At 72.2% G+C, this 21602-nt stretch carries 19 protein-coding genes; 7 read left to right on the plus strand and 12 right to left on the minus strand.

All coding sequences use genetic code 11. The features are described 5' to 3' along the window. Positions 1–10: 10 nt before the first annotated feature. Complete coding sequence (locus tag ACGWYJ_RS03970; RefSeq protein WP_395104158.1) at positions 11–1669, minus strand: AMP-binding protein; 1659 nt, start codon at positions 1667–1669, stop codon at positions 11–13. 41 nt (positions 1670–1710) lie between these two features. Here ACGWYJ_RS03970 and ACGWYJ_RS03975 point away from each other — a divergent pair, with 41 nt between their 5' ends. The 6 genes from ACGWYJ_RS03975 (at position 1711) to ACGWYJ_RS04000 (ending at position 8523) form a co-directional block, all read left to right on the plus strand. After that, a complete protein-coding gene (locus ACGWYJ_RS03975) occupies positions 1711–2562 on the plus strand; it encodes a FadR/GntR family transcriptional regulator (protein WP_395104159.1) in 852 nt (283 codons plus the stop codon). 170 nt (positions 2563–2732) lie between these two features. Next, the gene (locus ACGWYJ_RS03980) at positions 2733–3518 is read left to right on the plus strand and encodes an alpha/beta fold hydrolase (protein ID WP_395104160.1); all 786 of its coding nucleotides are present in this window, start codon (positions 2733–2735) and stop codon (positions 3516–3518) included. A 47-nt stretch (positions 3519–3565) separates the two neighbouring features. Next, complete coding sequence (locus ACGWYJ_RS03985; protein WP_395104161.1) at positions 3566–4786, plus strand: LLM class flavin-dependent oxidoreductase; 1221 nt, start codon at positions 3566–3568, stop codon at positions 4784–4786. Between the two features lie 17 nt (positions 4787–4803). After that, on the plus strand, positions 4804–6441 hold the full coding sequence (locus ACGWYJ_RS03990) for a CocE/NonD family hydrolase (RefSeq protein ID WP_395104162.1): 1638 nt from the start codon (positions 4804–4806) through the stop codon (positions 6439–6441). Beyond that, positions 6438–7217 (plus strand): NAD(P)-binding domain-containing protein, encoded by a 780-nt coding sequence (locus ACGWYJ_RS03995; protein ID WP_395104163.1) that lies wholly within the window; start codon positions 6438–6440, stop codon positions 7215–7217. Before ACGWYJ_RS03990 ends, ACGWYJ_RS03995 begins: the two co-directional genes overlap by 4 nt. 55 nt (positions 7218–7272) lie before the next feature. Next, positions 7273–8523: an amidohydrolase family protein gene (locus tag ACGWYJ_RS04000; protein WP_395104164.1), complete on the plus strand. Its 1251-nt coding sequence runs from the start codon at positions 7273–7275 to the stop codon at positions 8521–8523. On the opposite strand, the gene ACGWYJ_RS04005 is transcribed toward ACGWYJ_RS04000, so the two are convergent. The 9 genes from ACGWYJ_RS04005 to ACGWYJ_RS04045 form a co-directional block, all read right to left on the minus strand. Next, the gene (locus ACGWYJ_RS04005; RefSeq protein WP_395104165.1) at positions 8520–9545 is read right to left on the minus strand and encodes an alpha-hydroxy acid oxidase; all 1026 of its coding nucleotides are present in this window, start codon (positions 9543–9545) and stop codon (positions 8520–8522) included. The two genes, ACGWYJ_RS04000 and ACGWYJ_RS04005, sit on opposite strands and share 4 nt — an antisense overlap. Before the next feature lie 7 nt (positions 9546–9552). Next, on the minus strand, positions 9553–11187 hold the full coding sequence (locus tag ACGWYJ_RS04010; RefSeq protein WP_395104166.1) for a thiamine pyrophosphate-binding protein: 1635 nt from the start codon (positions 11185–11187) through the stop codon (positions 9553–9555). Then, positions 11184–11909, minus strand: a complete 726-nt coding sequence (locus ACGWYJ_RS04015; RefSeq protein ID WP_395104167.1) for a class II aldolase/adducin family protein — start codon at positions 11907–11909, stop codon at positions 11184–11186. The genes ACGWYJ_RS04010 and ACGWYJ_RS04015 overlap by 4 nt, the downstream gene beginning before the upstream one ends. A 27-nt stretch (positions 11910–11936) precedes the next feature. Continuing rightward, positions 11937–12650, minus strand: a complete 714-nt coding sequence (locus tag ACGWYJ_RS04020) for an ABC transporter ATP-binding protein (protein WP_395104168.1) — start codon at positions 12648–12650, stop codon at positions 11937–11939. Beyond that, entirely contained in the window at positions 12650–13399 is a 750-nt protein-coding gene (locus ACGWYJ_RS04025; protein ID WP_395104169.1) for an ABC transporter ATP-binding protein, read from the minus strand. The genes ACGWYJ_RS04020 and ACGWYJ_RS04025 overlap by 1 nt, the downstream gene beginning before the upstream one ends. Then, positions 13383–14516 (minus strand): branched-chain amino acid ABC transporter permease, encoded by a 1134-nt coding sequence (locus ACGWYJ_RS04030; protein ID WP_395104170.1) that lies wholly within the window; start codon positions 14514–14516, stop codon positions 13383–13385. Before ACGWYJ_RS04030 ends, ACGWYJ_RS04025 begins: the two co-directional genes overlap by 17 nt. Next, on the minus strand, positions 14503–15378 hold the full coding sequence (locus ACGWYJ_RS04035) for a branched-chain amino acid ABC transporter permease (RefSeq protein ID WP_395104171.1): 876 nt from the start codon (positions 15376–15378) through the stop codon (positions 14503–14505). The genes ACGWYJ_RS04030 and ACGWYJ_RS04035 overlap by 14 nt, the downstream gene beginning before the upstream one ends. 14 nt (positions 15379–15392) lie before the next feature. Continuing rightward, on the minus strand, positions 15393–16610 hold the full coding sequence (locus tag ACGWYJ_RS04040; protein WP_395104172.1) for an ABC transporter substrate-binding protein: 1218 nt from the start codon (positions 16608–16610) through the stop codon (positions 15393–15395). A 155-nt stretch (positions 16611–16765) separates the two neighbouring features. Next, the gene (locus ACGWYJ_RS04045) at positions 16766–17584 is read right to left on the minus strand and encodes a FadR/GntR family transcriptional regulator (protein ID WP_395104173.1); all 819 of its coding nucleotides are present in this window, start codon (positions 17582–17584) and stop codon (positions 16766–16768) included. 103 nt (positions 17585–17687) lie between these two features. On the opposite strand from ACGWYJ_RS04045, the gene ACGWYJ_RS04050 reads away from it, so the two are divergent. Then, positions 17688–19061 carry a protoporphyrinogen/coproporphyrinogen oxidase gene (locus ACGWYJ_RS04050; protein ID WP_395104174.1) on the plus strand — a complete coding sequence of 458 codons (1374 nt, stop codon included), beginning with the start codon at positions 17688–17690 and terminating at the stop codon, positions 19059–19061. Here the strand turns inward: ACGWYJ_RS04050 and ACGWYJ_RS04055 are convergent. Together ACGWYJ_RS04055 and ACGWYJ_RS04060 are read right to left on the minus strand one after the other, a co-directional pair. After that, positions 19058–20080 carry an ABC transporter ATP-binding protein gene (locus ACGWYJ_RS04055; protein ID WP_395104175.1) on the minus strand — a complete coding sequence of 341 codons (1023 nt, stop codon included), beginning with the start codon at positions 20078–20080 and terminating at the stop codon, positions 19058–19060. The two genes, ACGWYJ_RS04050 and ACGWYJ_RS04055, sit on opposite strands and share 4 nt — an antisense overlap. Next, entirely contained in the window at positions 20077–21561 is a 1485-nt protein-coding gene (locus tag ACGWYJ_RS04060; protein WP_395104176.1) for an ABC transporter permease, read from the minus strand. Before ACGWYJ_RS04060 ends, ACGWYJ_RS04055 begins: the two co-directional genes overlap by 4 nt. Positions 21562–21602 lie beyond the last annotated feature (41 nt).

Genomic DNA, 21602 nt, shown 5'->3' on the forward strand with positions numbered 1-21602 from the left:
GTGCGGTCCGTCACAAGGGAGCCGTGCCCTCACCACTCAGGCGGCGGGCGATATCCTCCCGCAGACGCGCCTTGGCGACCTTTCCTCCGGACGAGCGGGGCAGGCTGTCCACGACGACAAGGTGCTCGGGGAACCATTCCTTGGACGTGCCGCGCGCGCCGAGGTGTTCGGCCAGGTCCTCCAGCGTCAGCGTGTGCCCCGGCCGTAGGGTCACGTACACGCACACGCGCTCGCCGAACGTCGGGTCGGGCGCCGGCACGGCGGCCGCCATGGCGACGGCCGGATGGGTCCCGACCTCCTCCTCGACGGCCGGTGCGCTGATGTTCTTGCCGCCGCGGATGATGAGGTCGGACAGCCGCCCGACGACCCGGAGGTAGCCGGCGTCGTCGATCTCCACCTCGTCGGCCATCAGCATCCAGCCGTCCTCGGTGAACAGCCGCCCGTTGGCCTCGGGATCGTCCAGATATCCCAGGCAGGTCGCCGGCCCCCGGCACCCCGGCCGCCCGCGCCGGCCGGTGCCGGTGATGTCGGCCCCGGCGGCGTCGAACAGGCGCACCCGCATCTCAGGGATGATCCGCCCGGCGGTGCGCAGCCGCCGCTCCCTGTCGTCGGCCATGCTGGTGTAGCTGAGCGCCCCGGTCTCGTTCGAGCCGTAGAACTGGAGCACCCTCGCCCCAGTGCGGTCCTCGAACTCGGCCGCCCTGTGGTACGGCACGGCCTCGCCGCCGGTGAACATGCAGCGCAGCGAGGACAAATCGCGCTTCCGCCGCTCCTGCTCGTCCAGCATCATCATGAACTGGGTGCTCACGCAGCACAGCACGCTCACCCGCTCCCGCTCGACGAGGTCCAGCGCGGCGCCCGCGTCGAAGCGCTCGGTCACCACGGCCGGCACACCGAGGATCGTGGGCGTGAAATGGGAGGTCCAGAGCCCGAACCCGAACGGCGCCGGGATGACCGACATGACGACGTCGGCCGCGCTCAGCTCGCCGGCCTCCCGGGCCAGCAGGTGGAAGTAGAACCACCGGTTCTGCGTGTGCATGACGCATTTGGGCAGTCCGGTCGTCCCGGACGTGGAGTTGATCATGAAGAGGTCGTTGGGCCCGAGCCGCCGCGCCGCGACGAGCGCCTCCACCGCGGCGTCGCTCGCCACGGGCACCGGCACGCCGTCGGCCCGGGGCACGGCCTCCGGTTCCGCCGCGTAGTCGGGGACGACGACGTGATGGTCGAGGGGCAGTCCCGCCGCACGCAGGTCGTGGACGAGGTCCGCGGTCTCCCTGCCGCGGTGCCGGGCGTGGGTCACCAGCGCCTTGGCCCCCGTACGGCCGAGGATGTGGCGTACCTCCCGCTCCCCGGCGCGGGCGCCGACACCGACCGTGGTCAGGCCCGCCTTCTCGGCGGCGATGAAGGAAACGTGCACGGTGGGGCCGTCGGGAAGGAGCGTCGCGACCCTGTCGCCGGGGGCGAGGCCAAGCCCCGCGAGCGCGCCCGCGAGCGCGGACGAGGCCCGGTCATAGTCGTGCCAGCTCAGCCGCGTGTCCGTGGTCACGTAGGCCGCGGCGTCCGGACGGGCGGCCGCGTGCCGGGCGACGTGGTCGGCCAGCGTCGTCCTGCCCCACCAGCCGGCCTTCTCGTACTCCTCGATCAGGGCCGGGTCAACGGTCGTGGTCATGCGGCGTCCTCGCTATGGGCTCTGTTGTTGCTTTGATAGATATGATGCTTTCCATCTGCGGCCTGAACAGCTCATCCGGCCCGCACAGCCCGTCCGGGAAGGGACCCGCCACGGCCAGTAACCAGCTCCGCCAGCCGCGGCTGGCCCAGATGATCGCGTCCGTGCTGCGCAGCCGCATCGTCAAGGGCCAGCTCGCCGACGGTGACGCGCTGCCCCGCCAGGAGGACCTGCTGCGCGAATTCGGCGTCGGCAAGCCCGCGCTGCGCGAGGCGCTGCGGATCCTGGAGTCCGAGGGGCTGATCTCCGTGCGCCGGGGGAACCGCGGCGGCGCGATCGTCCACGTACCACGGGTCGCCAACGCCGCATACACCTTCGGCCTGGTGCTGCAGTCGCAATCGGTACGGCTGGCCGACCTCAGCGAGGCGCTCAAGCGGATCGAGCCGGTGTGCGCCGGGCTGTGCGCGGCCCGCGACGACCGCCACACGGCGGTGCTGCCGCGCCTGCGCGAGCTCCACGAGCAGATCATCGACAACCTGGACGACGAGGTCGCCTTCACCCGGCTGTCCCGCCACTTCCACGAGGAGCTGGTCGCCTCCTGCGGCAACCAGACGATGATCCTGGTCATCGGCGCGCTGGAGTCGCTGTGGTCGCGGCAGGAGGTGGACTGGGCGTCCCGGGCGAGGGCGGCCAAGGTCTTCCCCGAGCGCGAGCAGCGCCGCGCCGGCGTGCGCGCGCACGAGCGGATCCTGCAGCTCATCGAGCGCGGGGACGTCGCCGGTGTGGAGCGGCAGGTCCGCATCCACCTCGATGCCAGCCTGCTGTACGCGCTCGACACCGATGAGCAGGAGATCGTCAGGCCGGGCGACCTGCCGGACGGGGCGCCGCCGGCGTAGCGCTCCCGTTCCGCCCCCTCTTCCACCGATCCCAGACCACCGCGTACACCCCTACGCCCGGCGCTCCCTGGACTTTCACGTTCGCCATGCCCGAACTCCGACCCTTTTAGCTCCATCGTTTAAATGATAGATTGCATGAGCCCGCTCATCCATACCTCCCGGGAGGGGCCGTGAGCGAATCCGAGGACATCGTCGTGATAGCGGGAGCCGAGCTGGAGCGGCGCACGCTGGGATCTGGGCCGCCGCTGCTGTTCCTCCACGGCGAGGACGGCCATCTGTTCACCGAGCCCGTGCTGCGGGAGCTCGCCGGTCACTTCGAGGTGACCGCGCCCTCGCATCCGGGGTGGGGCCGCTCCCCGCGTTCGCGGCGCTACCGAGACATCGACGACGTCGCCTACCTCTACCTCGACCTGCTGGAGTCCATGGAGGGGCCGGTCACGCTCATGGGCGTGTCCCTCGGCGGCTGGCTGGCCTGCGAGATCGCCACGAAGTGCGAGCACAACATCGCGGCCCTGGTACTGGTGGCACCGGTCGGCCTGCGCGTCGGCGAGCCGCGCACCCGCACCTTCCTCGACATTTACGCGGTCCCGCCACAGGCCCTCAGCGCATCGCTGTACGGGGACGAGGCGCGCCGCCCCGACCTGACCGCGCTCACCGACGAGCAGTTCGGCTACCTGGCGCGCGCCCAGGAAGCGGTCGCCCACTACGCCTGGGAGCCGTACTTCCACAGCCCCACGCTGGCCGACCGGCTGCGCCGCATCACCGTCCCGACCCTGGTGGTGGGCGGCGGGCGTGACCGGTTCCTCCTGGTGGAGGGCTACCTGGAGGAATTCGCCTCCCGGCTGGGCGGCGAAGCGCGGGTGCTGACGATCCCGGACGCCGGGCACCGCGTCGAGGAGGAGGCGCCGGCCGAGCTGGCACGGGCGATCGCGGGCTTCGCGCGCCGGACCGCCTGAACGCCCGCCCGATGGATGCGAAGGGGAAGACTTCGAAGGAGAGGCCGATGTTCCGTGCCTGGGCGTTCACCGAGATGCCCTACCCGTACCTGCCGCCGGAGGACTCTTTCGAGTCGGTCCGGGTCACCCTGCCCAGCCGCCTGTACGACCCCGAGACCGGCTATCAGCTCTACCGCAAGTACCTGGACATCTACGCCGCGGCCGACGAACTCGGGCTCGAGATCATGCTCAACGAGCACCATGCCACCGCCACCTGCGTGGAACCCGCCGTGCCCCTCACGATGGCGATCCTTGCGAGGGAGACCCGGCGGGCCCGGCTGCTGGCGCTCGGCAACCCCATCGCCAACCGGCGCGATCCGGTGCGGGTCGCGGAGGAGATGGCGATGGTGGACGTCATCTCCCAGGGCCGGGCCGAGGTCGGCTTCGTCCGCGGCGTACCGCAGGAGATCTCCGCGGGCAACGTCAGCCCGGTGGACATGAAGGACCGCTTCTGGGAGGCCGCCGAGCTGATCCGCACGGCGTGGACCAGCCACGACGGCCCGTTCAACTGGGAGGGCCGGCACTTCCACCACCGGCAGGTCAACGTGTGGCCGCGGGTCTACCAGGAGCCGCACCCGCCGATCTGGGTGCCGACGCAGAGCACCTCGACCGCGGTGGAGGTGGCCGAGCGCGGCTTCACGCTCGCCACGATCCTGAACGGGCGGCGGGGCGCGCGCAAGATCTTCGATGCGTACCGGAGCCGCAGCGCCGAGTGCGGCCTGGGCGACCCGCCGCCGGGACGGTTCGCCTATCTCGGCCTGGTGTACGTCGGGGAGACCGACGAGGAGGGGTACGCCGGGGCGCGCAAGCTCCAGTGGTACCTGCGGCACAACAAGGTGCCATCGCAGTTCACCAACGTGCCGGGCTACCACGATCCCGCACTGCGGGCCTCCCTGTTGCGCAAGCAGGCGAACGGGGAGGCGATCGACAGCCCCGTCGCGCACCTGGCGGACGCGCCCGTCGAGGAGCTCACCGCGGGAGGCTACTTCTTCGCCGGCGGCCCCGACACCGTCGCCGCCCAGGTCGCCGACTTCTACGGGGCGGTCGGCGGCTTCGGCCACCTGCTGATGATGGTGCAGGCGGGGACGATGGGATACGACCTGGCGACGCGGTCGATGCGGCTGTTCGCGCGGGAGGTGCTGCCGCGGCTGCGCGAAGAGCTCGGCACTGATGCCGTCCCGGTGTCGTCCGACGGCTCGAACGCCCGCGTGCCCGCCGGTCGTTCGTGACGATGGCGTCCCCCCGGATGTCCCTGGCGCCTCGTATGAAGGTCCTCTACGACCTGATGGTCCCCATGCGGGACGGCACGGCGCTGGCGACCGACGTCTACCTGCCGGGCGACGGGGCCTTTCCCGCGCTGTTGCAACGCGTCCCGTACGGCCGGTCCAACCCCGCGATCCTGAACGGCGCGCTGGACGTGAGCCGGGCCGTGCGCCGCGGCTACGCGGTGGTGGTCCAGGACTGCCGCGGACGGTTCGGGTCGGAGGGCGTGTTCACCCCGTTCGCGCATGAGGCGGAGGACGGAGCCGACACCATCCGGTGGATCACCGCGCAGGACTGGTGCGCGGGCGAGGTCGGCATGTTCGGCCGTTCCTACTCCGGCCTGCTGCAATGGCACACCGCCGGGGAGGGCCCGCCGGGACTCGCCGCCATCGCGCCGATGTTCTCGGGCGCCGACGTCCTCCACGGGTGGCTGGCGCCGCAGGGGGTGCTCGAATGGGGCTTCGCGGTCCTGTGGAGCATCCGCCATCTGGCTCCCGACCTGCTGGCACGCGACGGGCAACCGCTGCACGGCCTGCTGGACATGATCGACGACATCGACGAGGTGCTCTTCGAGCGTCCGGGCGACGACAGGCTCGACCGGATGCGGGAGCGCCTGCCGTTCCTCGACGACTGGCTGGATCCGCGGCGGCGGGACGACGTGCTGGCCGCGCATGCGCCCGACCCGGCGCGGATCGACGTTCCGGTACTGCTCATCGCGGGCTGGTTCGACCTGTTCCTGAGCGGCTGCCTGGACTCGTACGCCAGGCTCGGACGTGAGACGGCGCGCGAGCTGGTGATCGGCCCGTGGGCGCACGGCGGCACCGGGCCGGGAGTGTTCCCCGAGCGCGACTTCGGCGTGCGTGCGAGCGCCGATGCCGCGCGGCTGACCGACCGGCAGCTCGACTGGTTCGACCGGTGGCTGCGCGAGGAGGACGAGCCGCCGCGGCCCGCACCCGCGGTCACCTACTTCCAGACCGGCGCCGACCGGTGGCGCCACGACGAGACCTGGCCTCCCCGCCAGGCGTCCGCCCTCGACCTGTATCTGGTGCCGGGCGCGCTGGAGGACCGGCCGCCGGAGGCCACCGGTACCGTACGGCTGCGCTACGACGAGGCCGATCCGGTGCCCACGGTCGGCGGCCCGACGTTCCTGCCCGGACTGGAGATCGCGGCGAACGCCGGACCGCGGGACCAGTCGCGGTTGCTCGGCCGGGACGACGTGTGCCGCTTCGTCACCGAGCCGCTGGACCGGGAGCTTGACGTGGCGGGCGGGGTCGTCCTGACCGTGTGCGCCCGCCCGCCCCTGCCCGGCATGTCCTTCTGCGCGCGCCTGGTCGAGGTGAGCGCCTCGGGCCGGGCCATGTTGCTCACCGAGGCCGCCGCGCGTCTCCCCGGCGCCGGCGGGCCGCGGCTCGTGCGGCTCGACCTGGGGGCGCTGGCGCACCGGTTCGCCGCCCACAGCCGGATCGGGGTGTTCCTCGCGGCCACCGGCCATCCGCGGTACCGGCGCTGGGTCACCGAGGACGTGCCGGAGGCGCCGCGCACCGGGGAGATCGAGATCGTCTGCGGCGACGAGCGGGCACCGTCACGGCTCGTCCTCCCTGTTCCGAAGGAGGCGGAATGATCGTTATGGTGGGCCTCGGCAATCTGGGCCTGGCCCTGGGCGGGCGGCTCGTCGAGTGCGGGCATGACGTATGCGGGGTCGACCTCGCCGAGGCCCGGCGCTCCGCATGGGCGGAGCTGACCGGACGCACCGCCGCGCCGTCCTTGGACGAGGTGGACTGGGCGCAGGCCGACCGGGTCTTCGTCGTCGTCCGGCTCACCGAGCAGGCGGCGGCGGTGCTCGACCGGCTGGCGGCCGAGCCGGGCAAACGCACCTGCTTCGTGGTGACGACGCTCGACCCGTCGTTCGCCGGGGCTCTCGGCGACCACGCGCGGCCGGGTCTGCGGATCGTGGAGCTGCCGGTGTCGGGCGGGGCCGCCGGCGCCTCCGGCGGCACGCTCACCGCGATGGCGGCGGGGCCGCTGTCCGACGCCGACGCGCGCCTGCTGACCACCACGCTCGCCGCGCGCCTGGTGACCTTCGACGCCTACGGCGAGCCGACGCTGGCCAAGCTGTTCAACAACGTGACCGGCGCGTACAACGCGCTGGTGCTCGCCGAGATGCTGCTGCTCGCCGAGCGCGCCGGGGTGGATCCGCGGCGCCTGCACCAGGTGCTGCTCACCTCGTCCGGCGGAAGCTGGATGGCGGCGGGCTTCGCCGATCTGCTCGACGACCTGCTGGACAAGGACGTCCGGCTGCTCCGCGCTCATCTCGCTCATCTCGGCGGGCTGCCCGGCCTCTCACTCGGCACCGGCCTGCCGGAACGGCTGGCGGCCGCGCGCCGTCTGCTGGGCTGACCCTGGACGGCAAACATATCTATCGTTTTACTGATGAAGGAGAGGAGCCCTCTTCATGCCCAGCCTTGACGAACTGGAGAAGAACACCGGGTTCACCACCGCGGTGAAGGGCAAGGTCACCTTCCTGCCCGAGCCGGACCGGCAGGAGCGCGCCTACACCGTCATCTCCGTCGACGACCACATCGTCGAGCCGCCGGACACCTTCGAGGGCCGGCTGCCCGCCAAGTTCGCCGACCGCGCGCCCCGCATCGTCGACAAGGACGGCGCGCACGTCTGGGTGTACGACGGGCAGGACATCCCCAACGTCGGGTTCAACGCCGTGGTCGGCCGTCCCGTCGAGGAGTACAGCTTCGAGCCCGCCCGCTTCGAGCACATGCGGCGGGGCGCCTGGGACATCCATCACCGGATCAAGGACATGGACCTCTCGGGCGTCTACGCCTCGCTGTGCTTCCCCTCGTTCCTGCCGGGCTTCGCAGGGCAGCGCCTCCAGCTCACGACGAAGGACCCGGAGCTCGCGCTGGCCGCGGTACGGGCATGGAACGACTGGCACCTGGAAGAGTGGTGCGGCGCCTACCCGGACCGCATGATCCCGTGCCAGCTTCCCTACCTCCTGGATCCGGAGGTCGGCGCACAGGAGATCTACCGCAACGCCGAGCGCGGATTCAAGGCGGTCACGTTCTCCGAGGGACCGCACGCGCTCGGCCTGCCGACCCTGCACTCCGGCCATTGGGACCCCATCATGCGGGCGTGCGCGGAGACGCAGACCGTCGTCAACCTTCACATCGGATCGTCCGGCACGTCCCCTGGCACCTCCGACGACGCCCCGCCCGATGTGGTCGGCGTGCTGTTCTTCGCGTACGCGATGTACGCCGCCGTCGACTGGCTGTACTCGCTGATCCCCGTGCGCTATCCCGACATCAGGATCTGCCTGTCGGAGGGCGGCATCGGCTGGGTTCCCGGGCTGCTCGACCGGCTCGACCACATGCTCGGCTACCACCGCATGTACGGGACGTGGGAGGGCATCCAGCTCACACCGGCGGAGGTGCTCAAGCGCAACTTCTGGTTCTGCGCCGTGGAGGACCCGACGACGTTCGCGCTGCGCGACCGGATCGGCGTCGACCACATCCTCGTCGAGCAGGACTACCCCCACTGCGACTCCACCTGGCCGTATACCCAGCGGGTGCTGGCCGAGGAGATCGGCACCCTCCCGCCCGCCGACATCCGCAAGATCACCTGGGAGAACGCCGCCGGCCTCTACCGGCACCCGGTCCCGGCCGAGGTCGCCGCCGACCCGAACGCGTACTAGAGGAGGTCCGGGGTGATCTCGCCGGGCGAGGTCACCCCGCACAACCGCATCGCGCCCACCAGTTCGCTTGTCAGGTCGTCCAGCAGAGCGCGGACGCCGTCCGCGCCGCCGGTCGCCAGCGCCCACAGGACCGGCCGCCCGACGAGCACGGCCCGCGCCCCGAGCGCGAGCGCCTTGAGCACGTCGGTTCCCGACCGGACGCCACCGTCGACCAGCACCTCCGCCCTGCCCTGGACGGCGTCCACCACCTCGCGCAGCGCGTCCGCCGAGGCCACCGCGGTATCGAGCTGGCGTCCCCCGTGGTTGGAGACGATCACGCCGCGCGCGCCGGCGTCCACGCACGCGACCGCGTCGTCGCCCCGCAGCACGCCCTTGACGGCGACCGGCAGGCCGCCCACCTCTGCCACCCAGGCCAGGTCGCCGGGGGTCACGGTGTCGTCAAGGTCGGTCGAGTAGGCCGACAGCGACGCGTCCGCCAGGTTGGCGGCCCGCAGGTCGCCGGCCGGCAACCGGTAGCCGTTGCGTCTGTCCCGCGGACGGTCGCCGACCGCCGCGGCGTCGACGGTCACCACGACGCCCTGGTAACCGGACGCGGCCGCGCGCCGTACCAGCTCGGCGGTCAGCCGGCGGTCACGGAGCACGTAGAGCTGGAACCAGCGCGGCGCCGGTGGTGTGTGCGCGGCGATCTCCTCCAGGGAGACGGTGGAGTACGTCGACACCATCATCCCCGCCCCCGCGGCGGCCGCGCCCGCGGCGGTGGCCAGCTCGCCCTCGGGATGCGCGAGGCGCTGCATGCCCGCGGGCGCGACCAGCACCGGCGTGCGGACCCGGTGCCCGAGCACGTCGGTGGCCGGCGACACCGACGACACGTCGCGCATCGTCCTGGGGCGCAGCCGGAGCCGACGCCACGCCCGCAGGTTGTCCTCCACCGTGCGTTCCTCGCCCGCGCCGCCCGCGTAGTAGTCGTAGACCGCCGGATGCAGCGCGAAGGCCGCCCGGCGCTCCAGGTCACGCAGATCCATCGGCCGCTCAGCCCTGCGTGAACCGGGTGAACCAGTCCGTCCGCACCCGCCGGGTAAGCCGCACGTCGACCAGCACGGGACGCTCCGGGCGCCGCAGCCGAGGAGCCAGCTCCTCCAGTTCCCGGACGGAGCCGATCGAGTACCCGTCACCGCCCATCGCCCGCGCCACGCCCGCGAAATCCGGCCGGTCGAACTCGGCCAGCCCCGTCGGGATCCCCTGTCGGATCATGTTGTGGTACTCGAAGCCGTACGCGCCGTCGTTCATCGCGATCACGACGACCGCGAGCCCGCACCGCACCGCGGTGTCGAACTCGGCCAGCGACATCATCAGCCCGCCGTCCCCGACGACGGCCGCGACCACCCGGCCGGGACGGGCGTGCGCGGCGCCGATCGCGGCACCTAGGCCGAGCCCGATCGAGCCGAACCCGAGCGGGTAGACCAGGTGCGAGGGCTCGGGTACCCGGATCATCCGGACCGGCTCGGACAGCGCGGCGTGCCCGCCGTCCACGACGAGGATCCGTTCCTTCGGCAGCACCCGGTCCAGGGCCAGCGCCACCGATCGCGGGTCGGCGCCGGTCTCGTCGCTCTCGTCGGTGAACCCGTCCTCAGGGGAGCGGGACGCGAGCCGGCCGGCGAGCTCCGGTGCGCGCCAGCCCGCGCGGTGCACGCCGTCCGCGCGCAGCCTGGCGAGGAGGCGTTCGGCGATCCGCCTCGCATCGCCGACCAGCGCCACCTCGGCGGGCCGGTGCGTTCCGATCGCCGCCGCGTCGGTGTCGCAGTGGACGACCTGCGCCTTGCCGTACAGGGCCCCGTTGTCGGTGGTGAACGGATTGAACGACGCGCCGAACACGAGCACGCAATCGGCCCGTGTCAACAGGTCGCGGGCGAGGCCATCGGCGAAGCCGCCGCTGATGCCCACCGCGTACGGCTCTCCCGCGAAGTACTCGGTCGCGAGCAGGGTGGTGGCGAGCAGCGCCCCGAGCCGGTCGGCCAGTTCGACGAGGGCCTCGCGGGCGCCCGAGCGGACCGCGCCGCGCCCGGCGAGCACGACCACCCGCCGCGCCGACAGAGCCAACGCGACGGCCGCGCCGATCTCCGCTTCGCCGCACTCCGCCGTCGCTTCCTCCCCTCGGACGCCTTCCCGTGATGGAGCCTCCGCGGGAAGGCGTACGGGCACGTCGAGCACGACGGGGCGGCGCTCGGAGCGGGCGCGGGCGAACGCCTCGGCCGTGTCCGCCTGAGCGGTCGCGGTGGAACGCACGGAGACGAACGCCGCCTCCGCCGCGCCGGCCAGCCGCGCCTGGTCGAGCGCCTGCGGATGCCATGGGACGCCGGGATCGGTGTCGGCGGTCACGAGCACGAGCGGGGTCCGGCTGCGCGCGGCCTCCACCAGCGGTGTCACGGTGTTGGTCAGTCCGGGGCCGTGGGTCGCCGTGGCCACGCCGACCTCACCGGACACCCGCGCGTACCCGTCGGCGGCGAGCACGCCGCCGTCCTCCCGCGCGGTCGCGACGTGACGGCCGCCGTGGCGGCGGGTCAGGGCGTCCAGGAACGCCAGGTTGCCGTCGCCCAGCACGCCGAACACCGGCCCGTCCGTCTCCGCCGCGACCACCCTGGCCACGGCGCCCGACGCGTCGGTCATGCCGTGCGCTCCGCGTCGCCCTCGTCCAGCCAGGCGAACAGGTCGGGGTCCGAGACCCGCAGCCGCCGCAGCTGAGCGGCCCAGGTGTTGCGGCGGAAGTACTGCTCATAGAGCGACTTGGCCTGCATCACCTGGGGAAGCGGGATCTCCTGCCCGCCCGCCGCCACGGCGTCCAGGTGGATCTTCGCCGCCTTCTCCAGCGTCATCGCGTCCACCGTGGCCTCTTCCAGGTCGGGCGCGGCGATGAGGATCCCGTGGTTGCGCATGTGCAGCACCCGCTTGTCGCCCAGCGCCGCCGCCATCCGCTTGCCCTCCACCTGGGGCTGGACGCCGTCGTCGGCGTACCACGCCTGCTCGTTGTGGAACAGCGTGCTGACCTCGTTGTACATGCCGACCGGGCGTCCCGTCGTGGTGACGACGGCCGCGTAGTGGGAGTGGGTGTGGACGATCGAGCCGACGTCCGGCCGCTCCCGGTAGATCGCCGCGTGGAACTGCACCGCGGGTGACGCCTCCCAATCCCCTTCGAGCACCTCGAGATCGAAGGACAGCTTGATGACCCGGTCGGGCGTGGTCTCGTCGAAGTACTCGAAGGGGGTGATCCAGAACGCGTCCGCGCCGGGCGCCCGGGCGCTCACATGACCCGCGACGCCGCTGTCGCAGCCCTCGCGGTAGAGCATCCGCCGAGCCGCGGCGATCTTGAATCTGGGGTCGTCCACACGCATGTCGCTGCCTCCCTGCCGATCCTCCGGCTAGTCCTCCACCGCCTCCAGCGAGCGATGGCCGAGGTAGGAGTCGATCAGTGCCTCCCGGTCGCCCAGCTCGGCGGAGTCGCCGCGCAGCACGATCTCGCCCTGTACGAGCACGCACGCCGAGTCGCAGATCTCCAGCGCGGCGGTGGAGTTCTGCTCGACGAGCAGCATCGGGACGTCGATCTCGCGCAGCGCCGCGAAGACCTCCTGCGTCACTCGTGGGGCCAGGCCCAGGGACGGCTCGTCGAGCAGCAGCAGCCGGGGCGCCGCGACCAGAGCGCGGCCGAGGGCGACCATCTGCTGCTCGCCCCCGGACAGTGCCCAGCCCGGACGGCGGCGGAGCGGGACCAGGGCGGGCAGCAGGTCGTAGACGTCCAAGAGCGAGTAGCCGCCGGTGCGGCCGGCCCGTGCCGTCAGCCCCACCTGGAGGTTCTCGTGCACGGTGAGCGTGCCGAACACGCGCCGGCCCTCCGGTATGTGGATCAGGCCCGACTTGGCGACCTTGTCGGGCGGGACGGTGCGCAGGTCCCGGCCGTCGAACACGATCGACCCCTCGTACGGGACCAGGCCGGAGATCGCCCACAAAGTGGAGGTCTTGCCCGCGCCGTTCGGGCCGAGCAGCGCCAGCGACCCACCGTCGCCGAGCGACAGGTCGATCCCGTCGACGACCCGGGTGCCCTCGTAGGCGATGACGAGCGAGGTGACTTCGAGCATCAGGCGCTCCCCAGGTATGCCTCGACGACGGCCTGGTCCGCGAACACCTCGTCGGGCGCGCCGTCGGCGATGACCTGGCCGAGCCGGAGGACGATGATCCGGCCGCACAGCCGGCGCAGGAAGTCGATCTTGTGGTCGACCACCAGCAGCGTCATCCCGTCCTCGCGCAGGCCGCGCAGCAGCCGCAGCAGGTTCTCGGTCTCGGCCTGGTTGAGCCCGGCGGACGGCTCGTCCATCACCAGGATGCGCGGCTCGCCCGCGATCGCCCGTGCGATCTCCAGATACCGGTGCTGGCCGTAGGACAGCCCGGCGGCCGGACGGGTGGCGAGCGCTTCGAGTCCCACCCGCTGGAGCGCCGCATGGCCGCGCTCGATGCGGCGCAGATCGGCCCGCCACATGCGGGGCCGCGTGAACAGCGCGCCGAGCATGCCACCGGCCGCCCGCGAAGGTGTCGAGAGCAGGACGTTCTCGATGCAGGACAGCTCCAGGAAGGTCTGCGGGGTCTGGAAGGTGCGCAGCAAGCCCGCCGCCCGTACCCGGTCGGGACGGCCCAGCCGCAGCGGCCGATCGTCGATCCACAAGGCGCCGCTGGCGCGGTTCAGCCCGCAGATCGCGTTGAGCAGCGTGCTCTTCCCCGAGCCGTTCGGGCCGACGACGCCGATCGTCTCGCCCGGCCGCACGGCGAACGAGACGCCGTCGACGGCGACGACCCCGCCGAACCTGACCGAGACCTCACTCGCGCGGAGCACGCCGCAGCACCCCCTTCGGCAGCCTGTCCCACAGCGTGGAGGCCGCCCCGACGATCCCCTGCGGGAGGACGACGATCGTGACCAGCAGCAGCATCGAGAAGACCACGTCCTCATAGGTCTTGACCGGCCGCAGCAGCTCGGGCAGCCAGGTGATGAAGAACGCCCCGACGACCGCGCCCCACATCGAGCCGAGCCCGCCCAGCAGGATCATCAGGTACAGGTTGATGGCCACCCCCACGCCGAACGTCTCCGGCGCGATGAAGCCGAGCGTGTGCGCCTGCAGCGAGCCCGCCGCCCCGGCCAGCGCCGAGCCGAACGCGAAGATCGTCACGGCGATGGTCCGCACCCGGACGCCGTTGGCCCTGGCGACCTCGGGATTCTCCTTGGCGGCCAGCGCGTCCCGGCGCAGCGGCGAACGCTCGATCAGCGCACCCATCACCAGCACGGCGCACATCACGGCGAGCAGCAGCCAGAAGAGCGCGCCCTCGGTCTCGAAGTACCTGCCGAAGAGCCGTGGCCGGTCCATTCCGGAGACCAGCCCGGCCTCCTCGCCGGCGAAGAACGTCACGTTCCTGAGCACCAGGGTCATCAGCTCGGCGAAGGCCAGCGCGCCGATCGCGAAGTACAGGTGGCGGGCGCGGCTCAGCAGCGCGCCCAGCACGGCCGCGGACAGGAACGCGACCGCCACGCCCACCACGAAGCCCAGCAGGAACCCGTTCTCACCCGCCACCTTCGCCGAGGTGTACGCGCCGATCCCCATGAACGCGGCCTGTGAGAACGCGAACAGTCCGCCCACCGAGTACGCGAAGTAGAGCCCGACCGCGGCGATCGCGTAGATGAGCGCCGTGTTGAGCACGGCGACGCGGGCGATGTTCTCCGACCACAGCGTCGCGGCACCGGCCGCCACCACGACGAACACCAGGATCGGGACGAGCGGGCGCCGCTGGTAGATCGGCGGCGCGTACCCGGGCAGCACGACCCGGACCCGTGCCGGCAGCCGGCGGGCGGGCGACCCCCCGGGCACCGTCCGCTCGGGCTTGACCTCCACGGCTCCGTCTCCGGCGGCGGACCCCTGGACGCCCATGGCTTCGCCCGAAGGGCGGTCAAAGCCGGGCACGGGTGGCACCTCCCAGCAGCCCCTCCGGGCGCAGCGCGATGACCAGCAGGATCGCGATGAACGGGAACGCCGCCCGCATGTTGCCCGAGATGTAGCCACCGCCCAGTTGCTCGACCAGGCCGAGCGTCAGGGCGCCCGCCACGACACCGCTCAACCGGCCGAAGCCGCCGATGATCGCGGCGCCGAACGCGAACAGCATCGGTGTGAACCCGATGTCGGGGGTCAGCGCGGAGAACGGCGCGAGCAGCACCCCGGCGAGCCCCGCCATGGCGCTGGCCAGCGCGAAGGTGATCATGGAGAGCCGGTTGACGGCGATGCCCTGCAGCAGCGCCGCGTTCCGGTCGGCCGCCAGCGCCCTGACCTGCCGGCCGAACTGGGTGCGGCCGAACAGCAGCGCGAGCGCGGCGACGGCGACCCCGGTGGTCACCACCGAGAACAGCGCGTGATGGGAGATCACCGCGCCGAACACCTCGGTGGAGCCGTACCCGAACGGGCTGGGCAGCCTGCGCGCGTCCGGCCCGTACCAGAGCAGGATGAGCCCCTGGATCGCGAAGCCGCCCGCCAGCGTGGAGAGCAGGACGACATCAGGTGATCGTTTGCGCAGCGGCGCGTACGCGACACGTTCGAGCGCGAGCCCCGCCACCGCCAGCGCGGCGACCGCCAGCAGATAGCTGAGGACGAGGGGGAGGCCCACGTCGGAGACGCTCCAGAAGCACACGTACCCGGCCAGCGCGACCAGCCCGAACTGCGCCACGCTGACGATCCCGGTCGCCTTGTAGATGATGAGGATGCCGAGCGAGACGAGCGTGTAGATCGCGCCGAGCGCGAGCCCGCTGAAGACGAGCGCGATGAACCGGTCCATCGGGCGTCCGCGGCCTAACCCTTGCCGGCCAGGTCGCCGGCGCCGAACTTGCGAACGCTCTTCTGCTGCCCACCGGCGAAGGAGACGATGACCGCCTCGTTCATCATCTCGTGGTCGGCGTCGGACTTGTAGGCCAGCGCGCACATGCCCTTGGTGTGGTTGATCGTGCCCAGCGCCTTGCCGACCGCGTCGGGCTTGGTCGACTGGGCCTGCTCCATGGCGGCCTTGAGCATGAAGATCGCGTCGTAGACGCCGGCGGCGCCGTAGTCGGCCACGTCGCCGTACTTCTTCTGGTAGCGCTGCGCCCAGTCCCTGACGTACTGCCGCTCGTCGGCCGGCGGGTTGCACAACTGGACGCCGTAGACCTTCTCCATCGCCTCGGGCGGGACGAGCTTGCGGGTGTCGAGGATGCTCGTGGCCGGGCCGCCCAGGTACGGCACCTTGATGCCGTTCTGGAACGACTGCCGCACGCCCACCGCCATCTGGTTCGGGTAGGACCAGTCGACGATGGCGTCGGCCGGCCTCATCGACAGCACCTCGGCGGTGAGGTCCTTGACGTCGTACGGGTAGAGCTTGGGCGGCAGCGTGGTCACGCCCGCGCCCTTGAGATGCCGCTCGAACCGCGGCATCGCGGTGATCCCGTAGTCGATCTTGAGGCCCATCAGCCCGACGGTCTTCGGCTTGACGTCCTGGACCACGAACATCGAGCCGGCGTAGATGAGCTTCTCCATCCGGGTCATCACCCGGTAGGTGTTGGGGTGCCCGCCCTCCTCGTTCAGGCTGGTCGCGGTGGACACGCCCATGCTCATGAACGGGATGTCGGCCCGCTGCAGGATCTTCGCGGCCGCCTTGAACTCGATCGAGGACGGCAGGCCGATGGCGGCGTCCACCTTGTCGGCGACCGCGAGCCTGGCGGCCTGCGCGGACTTGGCCGGATCGATGGCGGTGTCGTACTCCTTCAGCACCACCTTGCGACCCATGATCCCGCCGGCGGCGTTGACCTCCTCGACCGCCATCCGGGTGCCGTCGATGTAGTTCTTCAGCACGTTGCCGCCGGTCATCGGCTCCAGCGACGCGATCACGATGGGATCGTCCGCGCCGCCCGTGCCGCCGCCCTCCCCGCACCCGGTGGCCAGCAGCGCGATCCCGCCCGCGAGGGCGATCAGCGAGCGGGCGCCGCGTGCACGCGCGAACCCTTGACCTGGACGGGTGGGGCGCATGGTCGCCTCCAAGGGATCAATTGAAGCTATCGTATATACATTAGAGCTAAAAGTAGGACCGCCAAGGGCATGGGTCAAGGGATCATCGGCCGGGATCGCGAGTCGCTGCGATGTGCCGCGCCATGTTCCGTCGCGCCGCGACCCGCCACCGGATCGCGGGCCGCCGGCTACAGTCCGCCGCGGTCGTGTCTGGACGCCATCACGCGCCCCGGAGCCTTCAGGATCGACGCGTCGATCGTGCGCCCGGCGTCCTCGGGGGCCGAGTAGAACTGGTCCGGGTCGAAATGGGCATGCGCCAGCCGACCGGCCTCCTCGGCCGCGCCGTCCGCGATCAGGTCGGTGATGCGCTCGTGCACCTCAAGGCCACGCAGCCGGTAGTCCCGGTCGGGAAAGGTCCCGGCCCGCTTCGACGTCGTCGCCCAGTCCTGGACGTGGGCGAGCCACAGCGCCTCCACCGACCCGGAGATCAATCGCAGCGTCGTGTTCCCGCAGCGGGCGACCAGGCCCCGATGGAAGTCGGCCATCGCGTCCACGTACACCAGCACGTCGTCGAGCATTTCGCGGGCACGCTCGTTAGCCTCGCGCAGATAAGGCACGACCTCCGTCGCACGGTCGTCCCTTCGCGCGCACAACTCGGCGCAGGTGCCCTCAAGTTCCCTCAACGCGCTGCCCACGTCGTCCAGGGTGGCCTGTTGCGCCTGCAACACAAGGCTGAGGCTGTAGGCGGCATGCCTGGCCTGCGGACGGTGGACGTAGGCGCCGCCGACGTTCCCCCTGCGGACGGTGATCAGGCCCTCGGCCTCCAGAATCCGCAGCGCCTCCCGCAGCGACGGCTTGCTGATCTTGAATTCCGCCAGCAGGCTGTCCTGGTTGGGCAGCAGCGCACCGTCGGGCAGCCGCCCGGTGAGGATGCGCCGCCGCAGCTTGTCGGCGATCAGCTCGGCGAGCCGCGGCTGGTGCAGCGGGGTCGATGGCTCGGTGGACATGACGCTCCGTCGCGCTCGGAGGTGGACCCTCCGACCGTACTCGGTACGAGGACCGGATCAGCATGAGGTAAGGGGGGCGTCGTCCGTCTAGGCTGGTGGTGTCATGGCTGGTGCGGAGCTTGTGGTGCTGGGGGCGGGGCCGGCGGGACTCGCCGCGGCGTGGCGGGCCGCTCGGCGCGGTGTCTCCGTCGTGGTGCTCGAACGCGCCGATCGGGTCGGCGGCATGGCCGGGAGCTTCGAGGTGGCCGGGGTACGGGTCGACCACGGCAGCCATCGGCTGCATCCGGCCACGCCTCCATCGCTGCTGGCCGAGTTACGCGGGCTGCTCGGGGACGACTTGCAGCTCAGGCCGCGCAACGGGAGGCTGCGGCTCGGTGGCCGGTGGATCGGGTTCCCGCTGCGGTTCGGGGAGCTGGCGGCGGCGCTGCCGCGAGGGATGGTCGTCCGGGCCGGTATGGAGGCCGTGCTGGCGCCATTGCGGCGGCCGCGTTCCGACACCTACGCCGAGGTGCTGCGTGCGGGGCTCGGGCGCACGCTCTACGAGTCGATGTACGCGCCTTACGCGGTGAAGCTGTGGGGTCTGGACGGCGACGACATCGACGGCGATCAGGCGCGTAAGAGGGTCACCGCCGACACCGCCTGGAAGGTGGCCCGCCGGGTCCTCGCACGCCCGTCCGACGGGCGGGGCCGGGTCTTCTACTATCCGCGTCGCGGGTTCGGCCAGATCGTGGAGGCGCTGGCGGACGCCGCGGCCGGCGCGGGCGCGGACGTCCGTCTCGGCACGGAGGTCACGGAGGTCGCGCCGGGCCGGGTGCGGACCGGGTCCGGGGACGAGATCGAGGCGGGGCGGGTGTTCTCCACGATCCCGTTGCCGGTGCTGGCGCGGGTGAGCCGTCCCGAGCCGTCCGAGGCGCTGGCGGACGCCGCGCGGCTGCGGTTCCGTGCCATGGTCCTGGTGTACGCGGTCCACGAAGGGGGCCGGTGGACGGGTTTCGACGCCCACTACCTGCCCGGACCCGAGACGCCGGTGACACGGGTGTCGGAACCCGCCAACTATCGCCTGAGCAGCGATGACCCCGCCGACCGCAGCGTGCTGTGCTTCGAGATCCCTTGCGAGGCGGGCGACTCCCTCTGGAACGCCGGTGAGGACGAGGTGGCGACGCTGGTCCACGAGCTGACGGCCCGGCACGGCCTGCCGCCGGTGCGGCTCGGCGGGTTGGAGGTGCGGCGCCTCCCGCACGTCTATCCCGTGTACGAGCGGGGCTATCGCGCGTACCTGGAGGGCCTGGACCGCTGGGCCTCCGGGCTGGACGGGGTGACGACCTTCGGGCGCCTGGGGTTGTTCGCCCATGACAACACCCACCACGCCCTGACCATGGGGTTCGACGCCGCCGACGCGCTGGGACCCGCGGGCTTCGACGCCGCGGCCTGGTCGCGGGCCCGGGAACGGTTCGCCGCCCACGTCGTCGAGGATTAGCGCTCCGAGGGGTAGAACAGGGGCTCGCCGGTGACGGTGATGCCCACGCGGTCGCCCGGACGGTGCCTGACGTGCCCGTACGAGCGGGAGCGGATGCGGGTGGGCAGGTCCTCGACGGCGACCGTCACCACGGCGTCGTGGCCGAAGTACTCGACGCGCTCGACCCGGCCGGACAGGGCGGCGCCGTCGCCGTTGAGCACGATCTGCTCGGGACGCAGCGCGACGCGCCCGCTGCGGGCGCCGGTGGCGCGGACGGCGCGGGCGGGCAGCCGTCCCAGCGGGCAGGTCACCATGCCGTCGTCGATCTCGGCGTCGAGCACCACGGTCTCGCCGACGAAGGCCGCCACCTCCAGGTCGACGGGCGACTCGTACACTTCGAGCGGCGGCCCGGCCTGCGGGATGCGGCCGTCGCGCATGACGGCCACGACATCGGCCACGGACAGCGCCTCCTCCTGGTCGTGCGTGACGAGCACCGCCGTCGCGCCGACCCGTTGGAGCGCGTCGCGCACGTCGTCGCGCACGCTTCCGCGCAGGGCGCGGTCGAGCGCGTTGAACGGCTCGTCCAGCAGCACGAGTTCGGGTTCGGGCGCGAGCGCGCGGGCGAGGGCGACCCGCTGCCGCTGGCCTCCGGACAGCTCCGCGGGCATCCGGTCCTGGAACCCGTCCAGGCCCACCAGGGTGAGCATGGCGGCGACGCGGTCGGCGCGGCCCGCGCGGGGCAGGCCGAAGCCGACGTTGCCCGCGACCGTGCGGTGCGGGAACAGCGCGCCCTCCTGCGGGACGATGCCGACCCGGCGGCGCTCGGGCGGTTCGGCCACCACTTCGCGTCCGGCGAGGGTGATCGTGCCTGCGTCGGGGGCCTCGAAGCCGGCGATGATGCGCAGGAGCGTCGTCTTCCCGCAGCCGGAGGGGCCGAGGAGCGCGGCGATCTGCCCTCGTTCCACCGTGAGGTCGATGCCGCGCAGTACGTGGGTCGTCCCGAACGCCTTGGTCACACCGTGGACGCCGAGCTGGATCACAGGGTCACCCCGTTCTTGCCGAGCCGTTGGGCGAGCAGATAACCGGGCAGGGCCGCGAGCAGCATGAGCAGGGCGGCGTAGGGCGCGGCGGCCGCGTACGCACCCGAGCCGGTCTCCGTCCACAGCTGCGTCGCCAGGGTCTCCGTGCCCGTGGGACGCAGCAGGAGGGTGGCCGGGAGTTCTTTCATGCAGGTCAGGAACACCAGAGCGGCACCGGCCCCGATCCCGGGGACGGCCAGCGGCAGCGTCACCTCGCGCAGCACGCCGAGCGGGCGGCGTCCGAGCGACCGGGCGACGTCCTCCAGGATCGGCGGCGACTGCAGCACCGACGCCCGTACCGCGCCGACGACCGCGGGCAGGAACAGCACCGCGTACGCGAGCAGCAGCAGGGGCGTGCGCTGGTAGAGCGGGTAGGCGAAGCGGACCGCGAAGAACACGAAGGCGAGCGCGATGACGATGCCGGGCAGCGCGTGCCCGACGTACGTGGCCTGTTCCAGCATCCGTACCGGACGGCTGCGCCTGCGGGCGACGAGGATCCCGACCGGGATGGCCAGGACGGTCGCCAGCGCCGCTCCGCCCGCCGACACGTACAGGGTCGTCCACCCCGCCGACCCGAGGGCCGCGAGGTCCAGGGACGCCGAGGAGCCGCGCACCAGCCAGTATCCGATGCCGGCCACGGGGAACCCGGCGGCCAGCCCCAGCACCACGGCGCACCAGCCCAGCGCGGGCCACCGCCAGCCGCCCAGCCGGTCGGGCGTGCGGGTCCGGGGGGCGCCGCCGCCGAGCGCGTAGGCGGCCCGTCCCCTGCTGCGCGCCTCGGCCCACACGATCACGAAGGCGATCGCCACGAGCACCATGCCCAGCACGGCGGCCGGGGTACGGTCGAACGCCGCCCGGTAGGAGGTGTAGATCGCCGTGGTGAACACCTGGTACCGCATGATCGACACGGCGCCGAACTCGCCGAGCACGTACAGCGCCACCAGCAGCCCGCCTGCGGCCACGGCGGGACGGAGCTGCGGCACGACCAGGGTCAGGAACGTGCGCGCCCGCCCGTGGCCGAGGGACCGGGCGACCTCCTCCATCGCCGGGTCGAGCCGGCTCAGCACGGCGACCGCGGGCAGGTACACGTAGGGGTAGCTGACCAGGACGAGCACCAGCGCGGACCCGGTGAAGCCGTTGACGCGGGGCACGGCGGCGATCCACGTGTAGGCGGCGACGTAGCTGGGCACCGCGAGCGGCAGCGCCGCCATGACCCCGACGAGGCGGCGTCCCGGCAGGTCGGTGCGCACCACCAGCCAGGCCAGGGAGACGCCGACGGCGACGCAGCCCGCCGTCACCACGGCCGCCAGCGTCAGGCTGCGCGCGACCAGCTCGGCCGTGCGGGGACGGCCCAGCACGTCGGCGACCGCGCCGCCGCCGCTCTCCAGCACGCGCACGCCGAGGTAGGCCACGGGCAGCAGCGCCAGCGCGGCCGTGACCATCGCCGGGACGAGCAGGACCAGCGGTGCCCGCCCGGCGCGCG

Source organism: Actinomadura sp. SCN-SB, from assembly GCF_043906805.1.
Classification (GTDB): domain Bacteria; phylum Actinomycetota; class Actinomycetes; order Streptosporangiales; family Streptosporangiaceae; genus Spirillospora.

Coding starts and splice junctions, on each gene's coding strand:
- ACGWYJ_RS03970 (WP_395104158.1), bottom strand. CDS start 1,669: ATGACCACGACCGTTGACCCGGCCCTGATCGAGGAGTACGAGAAGGCC.
- ACGWYJ_RS03975 (WP_395104159.1), top strand. CDS start 1,711: ATGATGCTTTCCATCTGCGGCCTGAACAGCTCATCCGGCCCGCACAGC.
- ACGWYJ_RS03985 (WP_395104161.1), top strand. CDS start 3,566: ATGTTCCGTGCCTGGGCGTTCACCGAGATGCCCTACCCGTACCTGCCG.
- ACGWYJ_RS03990 (WP_395104162.1), top strand. CDS start 4,804: ATGTCCCTGGCGCCTCGTATGAAGGTCCTCTACGACCTGATGGTCCCC.
- ACGWYJ_RS03995 (WP_395104163.1), top strand. CDS start 6,438: ATGATCGTTATGGTGGGCCTCGGCAATCTGGGCCTGGCCCTGGGCGGG.
- ACGWYJ_RS04000 (WP_395104164.1), top strand. CDS start 7,273: ATGCCCAGCCTTGACGAACTGGAGAAGAACACCGGGTTCACCACCGCG.
- ACGWYJ_RS04005 (WP_395104165.1), bottom strand. CDS start 9,545: ATGGATCTGCGTGACCTGGAGCGCCGGGCGGCCTTCGCGCTGCATCCG.
- ACGWYJ_RS04010 (WP_395104166.1), bottom strand. CDS start 11,187: ATGACCGACGCGTCGGGCGCCGTGGCCAGGGTGGTCGCGGCGGAGACG.
- ACGWYJ_RS04015 (WP_395104167.1), bottom strand. CDS start 11,909: ATGCGTGTGGACGACCCCAGATTCAAGATCGCCGCGGCTCGGCGGATG.
- ACGWYJ_RS04020 (WP_395104168.1), bottom strand. CDS start 12,650: ATGCTCGAAGTCACCTCGCTCGTCATCGCCTACGAGGGCACCCGGGTC.
- ACGWYJ_RS04035 (WP_395104171.1), bottom strand. CDS start 15,378: ATGGACCGGTTCATCGCGCTCGTCTTCAGCGGGCTCGCGCTCGGCGCG.
- ACGWYJ_RS04045 (WP_395104173.1), bottom strand. CDS start 17,584: ATGTCCACCGAGCCATCGACCCCGCTGCACCAGCCGCGGCTCGCCGAG.
- ACGWYJ_RS04050 (WP_395104174.1), top strand. CDS start 17,688: ATGGCTGGTGCGGAGCTTGTGGTGCTGGGGGCGGGGCCGGCGGGACTC.
- ACGWYJ_RS04060 (WP_395104176.1), bottom strand. CDS start 21,561: ATGGTCACGGCCGCGCTGGCGCTGCTGCCCGTGGCCTACCTCGGCGTG.